Genomic DNA, 7,762 nt, shown 5'->3' with positions numbered 1-7,762 from the left:
ACCGCGAACGACCCTTGGTCGGTGTCGAGCCGGTACATCCGGTTGGCGAACCCGCCGTGGACGCGGATCATCGGCCTGATCGGCGCGCCGAGATGTGAAAGGTTCACCCACGCATGCTAGGGGCTGGCAGTTCATCGATGCACCGGAATTTCCCGTGATGCAGCGGGGCGCCGGGCGGGTGTGGTCGTCGTCGAACTGGCCCCGGACGTCCTCGATGAACCACTGCAGCGTCCGGTCCGCGCCGTTGATCAGCGGCACCATCCGCTCGCGCGGCCCCGAGCCGCGGGCGCCCTTGCCCAGGCGGACGTGGAGCTTGCCGAACCGGCCCAGGTGCCCGACGTCCCCGCGCGGATGGTGCCGTCCGTCAGCCCCGCCGAGGCCCGCGCCAACACGAAACCGGCCAGCACGTCCGTCTCGAACCGCTCCAGCTCCTCCACCGAGACCGGATCCCGGGACTCGCGCACGTCCCGCACCACCGCCAGCGCCGACGACTCGCGCCTGCTCGCCTTCGACGTTGGGCGCGTGGTCGTCGATGAGGAGGCAGTCGGCCGGGCTGATGCCCAGGGCGGCGCAGGTGATCTCCGGTGCGACCGCAGGGGCGCGGTCCGTCCCTTCCACTGTCGACGGCGCGGGCGGGGCGGCGCCAAGAGGCCGTCCCGGCCCGTCCGCGGCGGCGGCCTGTCAGGCCATCCAGAAGAAGACGGCCGTCATCCGCCGCTCCGGCAGCTCGGCGCCGTAGTAGGTCGTCGCGCTGTGGATGAGGTTGGCGTGGTAGAGCAGCAGCTGGTTGTAGCGGTTGGGGACACGGACGTCCTCGGTGAAGTGGTCGGCGGGCACGTGCCGGGTGCCGAGCGCCTCGACCAGGTTGTTGTGCGGCGCGTTGACCAGGTTGCCGCCGAGGCGTCCGCCGGGGAACTGCTGGCGGTAGAAGCTGGTGCCGGCGTCCTTCGGCGCGCCCGGGCTGAGGTAGAGCACGGCGGCGTAGCGGCAGAGGGCGCGGGAGTCGGTGTGCGGGCGGGACTCCGACTCACCGGCGCCGACGACCTGGACGCAGTTGTGGTTCAGCGTGCCACCGCCCGGGGTGCTCTGGACCCAGAGCCGGGAGGCGCCGGTCGCCTTGCGGACCAGGGCCTCGACGCGGGTCAGCTCGTCGGGCTTCAGGCCGGGCATGGTGCGCAGGCCGGGCCAGGCCTCGGGACGGTACGGGTAGCCCTCGGTCCAGTCGCCGCGGGCCAGGCAGCGCTCGCGGACGGCGTCCGGGTCGGGGAGGACGTTGTCCAGGACCCAGAAGTCCCGGCCACGGGTGGGTTTGCGGTAGGGCAGGACCGGCAGGGCGGTGGACCTGATGGGCTGTGAGGGCATGGGCCGACGATAGGGGCGGCGGCCGTCAACCTTCTGCCGTGAGCAGGTCAACCTTTCGTCAAGTGCTGCCCATGGGCGGGGTGTTTCCCGCCGCAGGTCAGGGGCTTGTCCGGACGGCGTAGGTGCCCAGGGCGCCCTCCAGTCGGTCGAAGGCCCGGACGGCCGAGGGTCGGACCACCGCCGTGATGGCGGTGGTCTCCTCGCCGGCCAGGAGGCGGCGGAACACCTCGGTGAACACCGCACGGTCGACGGCGGCGAGCAGCCCGGCGGCCACCCGGCTCTCGAAGTCGACCGGCGGGTCGAGCGGCGGGCGGGACGGTAGGTCGAGCGGCAGGTCGGTGGCCAGGTCGGCGGGCAGGTCGGCCTCGGAGCCGGTCGAGGTGGCGACCGATGCGCGGGCCTCTGCGCGGGCCTCTGCGCGGGCCTCTGCGCCGGCCTCGGCGAGGGCCTCGGCGAGGGCGGTCTCGCTCTGCTCGTGCAGTTCGCGCAGCCGGGCGACCAGGGCGGGGCTGTCGGCGATGGTGCGGGCGAAGGCCTGGCCGGAGAACCCGAGCCGCGGGTCGTGCCGGTCGAGGCCGGCCAGGCAGTCGCGGCGGAGCGCGGTGAGGGCGGATTCGCCGGCCGCGCGCCCGGTGACCGCCCGGGCGAGTCTGCCGACGATCTCCTCGTGCAGGTCGAGGAGGAGGTCCTCCTTGCGCGGGAAGTGGTTGGTGACGGTCATCTTGGCGACCCCGGCGGCGGCCGCGACCTCGGCGATGGTGGTGCGGTCGAAGCCCTGCTCGATGAAGAGCCCGGTCGCGGCGTGCGAGATCGCCTCGCGGGTGCGGCGCTTGTTGAGCTCGCGCAGGTTCGGAGTAGCCCCGGTTTCCGTCATGGGGGCAGCGTAGCGCAGTTCGCTGGGTCGGTCACAGAAAATAGGCTTGACCTAATCTATGGGTTCGTCCTAAGTTTCTTCCGGGCGGTCGGAGCGGCCGCCGAAGGGACGACCAGGCGGAGGGCGCATGACCACATCGGTCACCGGAAAGCGCAGGGTGACGACGGCTCGGGCGGCTGGGGCGGCGGCCGGGGCGGGCTTGGCGGAGCCGCTGCCGTCGGGCCTGCTCAAGATGGGCGCGGTGCTCGCGCTGGGGCCGGTGCTCGCCCTGCTGGACACCACGATCGGTGCAGGCGGCTCGGCCGGCGCGGCCTTCGGGGAGACGTTCTGGTGGGTGCTCGCCCTGTCCGCGCTCGCCATCGCACCGGCCCTGCTCTACCCGGGCTCCCGTAAGCCCGTCTGACCAGCAGCCATCACCGATCGGTCATCAACCGACCACCATCCACGGAGGAACCATGGTCACCCAGCACCCCGGCGGACTCCGCCTGCTCAGCGTCCACGCCCACCCCGACGACGAATCCAGCAAGGGCGCGGCCACGCTGGCCCGGTACGCGGCCGAAGGGGTGGACGTCCTGGTCGCCACCTGCACCGGCGGCGAGCGCGGCTCGGTACTCAACCCGGCGCTGGACCGGCCCGAGGTGCGGGCGGACCTCACCCGGATCCGGCGCGAGGAGATGGCAGCGGCCCGGGACATCCTGGGCGTGCGCCAGCAGTTCCTCGGCTTCGTCGACTCCGGCATGCCGGGTCCGGAGGAGCCGCTGCCGGAGGGCTGCTTCGCCGCCCAGCCGGTGGCGGTCGCCGCGGCGCCGCTGGTCGCCCTGATCCGGCAGTTCCGCCCGCAGGTGGTGGTCACCTACGACGAGACCGGCGGGTACCCGCACCCGGACCATGTGATGACCCACCAGGTCACGGTCGAGGCCGTCGAGGCCGCGGCCGACCCGGACCGCCACCCCGAGGCGGGGGAGCCCTGGCCGGTGGCGAAGCTCTACTACCACCTGGCGCTCTCCCGGGCCTGGTTCCAGACCCTGCACGATGCGATGACGGAGCGGGGCGTCGCCTCGGGCATGGGCGAGCTGCTCGCGGACTGGCCGGACACCCGGCCCGCCCTCGCCGCCACCACCCGGGTGGCGTGCGCCGAACAGTTCGCCGTACGGGACGCGGCGATGCTGGCGCACGCCACCCAGGTCGAGCCCGGCGTCGCGTTCATGGCCCACCCGAGGGACATCGAGCGCGAGGTCTGGCCGACCGAGGACTACCACCTCGCCCGGAGCCTGGTGCCGGGTGCGGGCGAGTGGCCCGAGACCGACCTGTTCGCGGGGCTGCGCTCAGGAGAGGAGGACGAATGAACCGTAGGTGGGCCTCCGTCGGCTCAGCACTGGCCGTCGGCGAGCACGAAGTAGCCCGGTCCGGTCTGCTTCAGGGTGTGGGTCACGAAGGTGTTCCAGAGCCCCATGCCCTGGCCCGAGCCGAAGGCGTAGGTCAGGCCGCCGCTCTGGGTGGCCCGACCGGCCCGGACCTGGTTGTAGTTGCTGTCGGTGAAGCACTGCGGAGTGCTGCCGCCGGTGGTCGCCGTCACCGCTGCCGACCGGGCGCCCACCGTGCCCGCCGTGTCGACCGCCGCCACGGTGTAGCCGTACGCGGTGCCGGAGGCGAGCCCGGTGTCGGTGAAGGTCGCGCCGGTCGGGCTGCCGGCCAGGGCGCCGTCCCGGTAGACCCGGTACGAGGTGGCGCCGCTGACGGCTTGCCAGGAGAGCGCGATCGAGCCCTGGTCGACCGGGGCCGCGGTCAGTCCGGCCGGGGCGGGCAGACCGGGGGTGGTGGGCCCGGTCCCGCTGTCCAGGCCCCAGAACAGCGCGGTGTAGTAGCTGGAGCAGATCGTGTTGAGGAAGTAGCTGCCGATGGCCCCGCACTGGTCGGTCCCGGTGCCGGGGTTGACCGCCAGCCCGTGGCCCATCCCGGAGACGGTGAACAGCGCCACGACGGGCTGCCCGCCTGCGTCGGCGTAGTCCTCCTCGGTGGTGCCGCCCGGCAGGGTCCGGGTACCGGTCGGGCGTTGGCCGACGCCCTGGACGTTCGTCCACTGGTCGCGCAGCTCCGTCGCGCTCACCGGCTCGACCACGGTGTCCGCGCTGCCCTGCCAGATCGCCACCCGGGGCCAGGGTCCGGCGTAACCCGGGTACGCGGCCCGGACCTTGTCGCCCCACTGCGCCGGGGTGAGCCCCTGATCGGCGTTCTGGCAGCCGGAGGCGGCGCCCTGGGTGGTGGCGCAGTGGGCCGGGAGGCCGGAGTCGATCGCCCCGCCGGCGAACACGTCCGGGTAGTCGGCCAGCAGGTCGGCCGCCATCCCGCCGCCGGCCGACAGCCCGGTGACGAACACCCGGTGGCCGTCCGAGCCGTACAGGGCCTTGGCCTTGGCGACCATCTCGACCACCGACTCCGCCTCGCCGGCGCCCCGGGCGTCCTTGGCCGCGTCGAACCAGCTGAAGCAGGAGAGGCTGTTGTTGGCGCTGCTGGTCTGGGGGAAGACCACCGCGAAGCTGTACCGGTCGGCGAAGGTGGTCCAACCGGAGTTGCGGTAGTAGTCGTTGGCGCTCTGCAGGCAGCCGTGCAGCGCGACCACCAGCGGCGCGCCGGCCGGCAGTCCGGCGGGGGTGTAGGAGTACATCGCGAGGTTGCCCGGGTTGGCGCCGAACCCGGCGACCTGCTGGAAGGTCCCGCTCGCGGTGTCGGCCACCGCCGGGGTGGGCGTGGCGGTGCCGATCGTGAGGGCAGCCGCCGTCAGCAGCGCGGCGACGGCAGGGCGGAGGGGCATGGGAGCTCCTGGGTGGGGGAGGAGTGGGGGCGGCTGCCGAGCAGCGTGGCGCGCGCCACGCCCAGGTGCCATGTGGCGGTCACCCGCGGTCCACCGTCCCGCCATGGCGCGGACCGCCATGGCCCGGTACTGCGGAGCGCCGTGCCGGCCGACTCGGCGCTCGGCTGTGCCGTGCTGAGCCGGCTGCCCGCCGGGATCGGTTACACCACCACGCAGTTGAACGTCCACATGCTGCGCCCGCTGTTCGCCGACTCGGGGCTGCTGCGTTGCGAGGGCCTGGTGCTGCACCTCGGGCGGACGATGGCGACGGCCGAGGCCAGGGTGGTAGGGGTGGAGAACGGCAAGCTCTACGCGCACGCCACCACCACCTGCGCGATCCTGGCGCCCCGCCCGGCGGCCTGACCCGCGGCCCAAGCAGCGGCCTTGGTGCGGGCCTTGGTGCGGCCCTGCCGGGGAACTCTGACCGTGAACGAGCGGGCCCCGGCCGCAGTGGCGACCGGGGCGTGCTCGAAGTGCCGGGGCCGGCGGGGGTCAGAGGGCCGCGAGCAGGCCGCAGAGCGCGAGGAGGCCGCAGATCCCGAAGTTGATCAGCTTGTGCGAGAGGAACACGGCGGCGAACTCGCGGATCGTCGCGCTCGGCCAGTAGTAGGCGGCGGTCGGGGAGCCGAACACGTGCCCGTTGACGCCGGTCCGGCGGGCGGTGAGCGCCGCCCGGAAGGCGTGGAAGTTGTTGGTGACCACGACGCAGCGGTAGTCGGGCTTGGCCTGCTCCATGATGGCCTTGCTGAAGAGCAGGTTCTCCTCGGTGGTGCGCGAGCCGTCCTCGCGCTCGATGTGTTCGGCCGGGAAGCCGCGCCCGGTCAGGTAGTCGGCCATCGCGTGGGACTCCGGCAGCTTCTCGTCGGGGCCCTGGCCGCCCGAGGTGATCAGCATCGGCGGGTTGCCGCGGGCGGCCTGCCGGTCGTACACCTCCCGGCCCCGGTCGAGCCGGCTGGCGAGCAGCGGCGGGACGCGCTCGCCGCCGATCAACCCGGAGCCGAGGACGACCACGAAGTCCACGTCCCGGCGGGGCCGGTGGCGGCCGTACAGGAACGCGTAGCCGACGAAGCAGACGAACAGGAAGGAGATGTAACCGACCACCAGGACGGCGGTGCCCGCGAGGATGCCGAGTTGGCGCGAGCGGGTGGCCAGGGCGACGAACAGCAGCGCGATGACGGCGAGAATGCCCAGTCCGGCGAGCAGCGACAGCAGGTTGGCGGGCCGCCTGCCCTCCTTTCGGATCATGGTCAGGCCGTTGGAGATCAGGAACCAGACCAGGGCCATCGTGCCCACGGCCGGCAGCAGGATGATCGCGACCGCCACGAGCTCCGCCACCAGCGTGGGCGCCTTGCGGAGTTCGGCGAGCAGGGCGAGGGCCAGCAGGGAGACGGAGATGCCGAGCAGGACGGCGTTGCTGAACTGGCGGCGGTCCCGTAGTACCCCTATTCCGAACAACAGGAAGAACAGGGCGGCTGGGGCATAGACGATCATGCCTCGTATCGTAGGCGTAGGCCGTTCGTGCGAATCGGCCGTCCGCCCCCGGAGCCGGTCCCTCAGGCGAACCGCTCAGGCGAACCGCTCAGACACACCGCGCGGGCGCACCTCGCGGACGCGTCGCTCAGGCGAACCGCTCGATCGCCGCGAGGACCGCCTCCGTCATCGTCGGGCTCCCGGTGTGCCCGGACTCGTCGATGACGGTCAGTCGGGCCTCCGGCCAGGCCCGGGCCAGCCGCCATGCGGTGTCGAGCGGCGAGCCGAGGTCCAGCCGGCCGTGGATCAGTTCGCCCGGGATGCCGGCCAGTCGCCCGGCGTCGCGCAGCAGTTGGTCGTCCGCCAGGAAGGCGCGGTGCGCGAAGTAGTGCGCGGTGATCCGGGTGAACGCCATCAGCGCGTCGGCGGGGCGGTCGCTGTACGCGTTCGGCTTGCCCAGCACCTCGTGCGCGATGACGGCGTCCTCCCAGCGGGCCCAGGCGTTCGCGGCGGCCCGCCGGACGGTCTCGTCCGGGCTGTTGAGCAGTCGGCTGTAGGCGGCCACCAGGTCGCCGTCCCGGTCGGCGGCCGGCAGGAAGTCCCGGAACTCCTCCCACGGGCCGGGCAGGAAGCGGGCGACGCCCCGGTAGAGCCAGTCGGTCTCCTCGGGGCGGGTCGTGGTGACCCCGCAGATCACGATCCCGGAGACCCGCTCGGGGTGGGCCTGGGCGTAGGCGAGGATCAGTGTGGAGCCCCAGGAGCCGCCGTACAGCAGCCACTTCTCGATGCCGAGGTGTTCGCGCAGCCGCTCCATGTCCGCGATCAGCCGGTCGGTGGTGTTGTGCTCCAGCCCGGTCGTCGGGTCGGCGGCGTGCGGCAGGCTCTGCCCGCAGCCGCGCTGGTCGAACTGGACCACCTGGTACCGCTCGGGGTCGAAGTACCGGCGGGCGCCCGGCCGGTGGCCGGACCCGGGCCCGCCGTGCACGACAGCGGCGGGTTTGCCCGCCGGGTTGCCGGAGGCGTTCCAGTGGATCCGCTGCCCGTCGCCGACGTCCAGCAGGCCTTGGGCGTACGGCTCGTAGTGGGGGTACAGCTCGGGCATCGCGGAACTCCTCCGTGGACGTGCGGTCGGATCGCCCGGTGGGACCAGGGCCGGTCACGACGACCCTAGCCGGTGCTCGGAGGCCGGGCCGCAGATTATCGGA

The 7,762-nt window shown here is 73.0% G+C and carries 8 protein-coding genes; 3 read left to right on the top strand and 5 right to left on the bottom strand.

The annotated features are described in order from the left end of the window. Positions 1–681 precede the first annotated feature (681 nt). Positions 682–1,362 (bottom strand): DUF6445 family protein, encoded by a 681-nt coding sequence (locus ACIOJE_RS37960; RefSeq protein WP_400782874.1) that lies wholly within the window; start codon positions 1,360–1,362, stop codon positions 682–684. 97 nt (positions 1,363–1,459) lie between these two features. Then, positions 1,460–2,236: a TetR/AcrR family transcriptional regulator gene (locus ACIOJE_RS37955; protein WP_400782872.1), complete on the bottom strand. Its 777-nt coding sequence runs from the start codon at positions 2,234–2,236 to the stop codon at positions 1,460–1,462. A gap of 127 nt (positions 2,237–2,363) precedes the next feature. Here ACIOJE_RS37955 and ACIOJE_RS37950 point away from each other — a divergent pair, with 127 nt between their 5' ends. Both ACIOJE_RS37950 and mca read left to right on the top strand, forming a co-directional pair. Continuing rightward, entirely contained in the window at positions 2,364–2,639 is a 276-nt protein-coding gene (locus ACIOJE_RS37950; protein ID WP_280683540.1) for a hypothetical protein, read from the top strand. Positions 2,640–2,691: 52 nt separating this feature from the next. After that, positions 2,692–3,582 (top strand): mycothiol conjugate amidase Mca, encoded by an 891-nt coding sequence (gene mca / locus ACIOJE_RS37945; protein WP_280683542.1) that lies wholly within the window; start codon positions 2,692–2,694, stop codon positions 3,580–3,582. Between the two features lie 23 nt (positions 3,583–3,605). Here the strand turns inward: mca and ACIOJE_RS37940 are convergent, their stop codons facing one another. After that, positions 3,606–5,048 carry a PHB depolymerase family esterase gene (locus ACIOJE_RS37940; protein ID WP_400782869.1) on the bottom strand — a complete coding sequence of 481 codons (1,443 nt, stop codon included), beginning with the start codon at positions 5,046–5,048 and terminating at the stop codon, positions 3,606–3,608. Between the two features lie 141 nt (positions 5,049–5,189). Here ACIOJE_RS37940 and ACIOJE_RS37935 point away from each other — a divergent pair, with 141 nt between their 5' ends. Then, positions 5,190–5,450, top strand: coding sequence for a PaaI family thioesterase (locus ACIOJE_RS37935; RefSeq protein ID WP_400782867.1), 261 nt, complete (start codon positions 5,190–5,192; stop codon positions 5,448–5,450). 129 nt (positions 5,451–5,579) lie between these two features. Here ACIOJE_RS37935 and ACIOJE_RS37930 read toward each other — a convergent pair whose 3' ends face one another. Next, the gene (locus ACIOJE_RS37930; RefSeq protein ID WP_400782865.1) at positions 5,580–6,578 is read right to left on the bottom strand and encodes a YdcF family protein; all 999 of its coding nucleotides are present in this window, start codon (positions 6,576–6,578) and stop codon (positions 5,580–5,582) included. Between the two features lie 127 nt (positions 6,579–6,705). Next, positions 6,706–7,659, bottom strand: coding sequence for a prolyl aminopeptidase (gene pip, locus ACIOJE_RS37925; protein WP_280683550.1), 954 nt, complete (start codon positions 7,657–7,659; stop codon positions 6,706–6,708). Between the last annotated feature and the right edge of the window lie 103 nt (positions 7,660–7,762).

The organism is Kitasatospora sp. NPDC087861, from assembly GCF_044742585.1.
In the GTDB taxonomy this organism is placed as follows: domain Bacteria; phylum Actinomycetota; class Actinomycetes; order Streptomycetales; family Streptomycetaceae; genus Kitasatospora.
Note: the sequence above shows the minus strand (reverse complement) of the source record. Positions and strands in the feature narration are given on the sequence as shown.

Coding starts and splice junctions, on each gene's coding strand:
- mca (WP_280683542.1), top strand. CDS start 2,692: ATGGTCACCCAGCACCCCGGCGGACTCCGCCTGCTCAGCGTCCACGCC.
- ACIOJE_RS37950 (WP_280683540.1), top strand. CDS start 2,364: ATGACCACATCGGTCACCGGAAAGCGCAGGGTGACGACGGCTCGGGCG.
- ACIOJE_RS37960 (WP_400782874.1), bottom strand. CDS start 1,362: ATGCCCTCACAGCCCATCAGGTCCACCGCCCTGCCGGTCCTGCCCTAC.
- ACIOJE_RS37930 (WP_400782865.1), bottom strand. CDS start 6,578: ATGATCGTCTATGCCCCAGCCGCCCTGTTCTTCCTGTTGTTCGGAATA.
- ACIOJE_RS37955 (WP_400782872.1), bottom strand. CDS start 2,236: ATGACGGAAACCGGGGCTACTCCGAACCTGCGCGAGCTCAACAAGCGC.
- ACIOJE_RS37940 (WP_400782869.1), bottom strand. CDS start 5,048: ATGCCCCTCCGCCCTGCCGTCGCCGCGCTGCTGACGGCGGCTGCCCTC.
- pip (WP_280683550.1), bottom strand. CDS start 7,659: ATGCCCGAGCTGTACCCCCACTACGAGCCGTACGCCCAAGGCCTGCTG.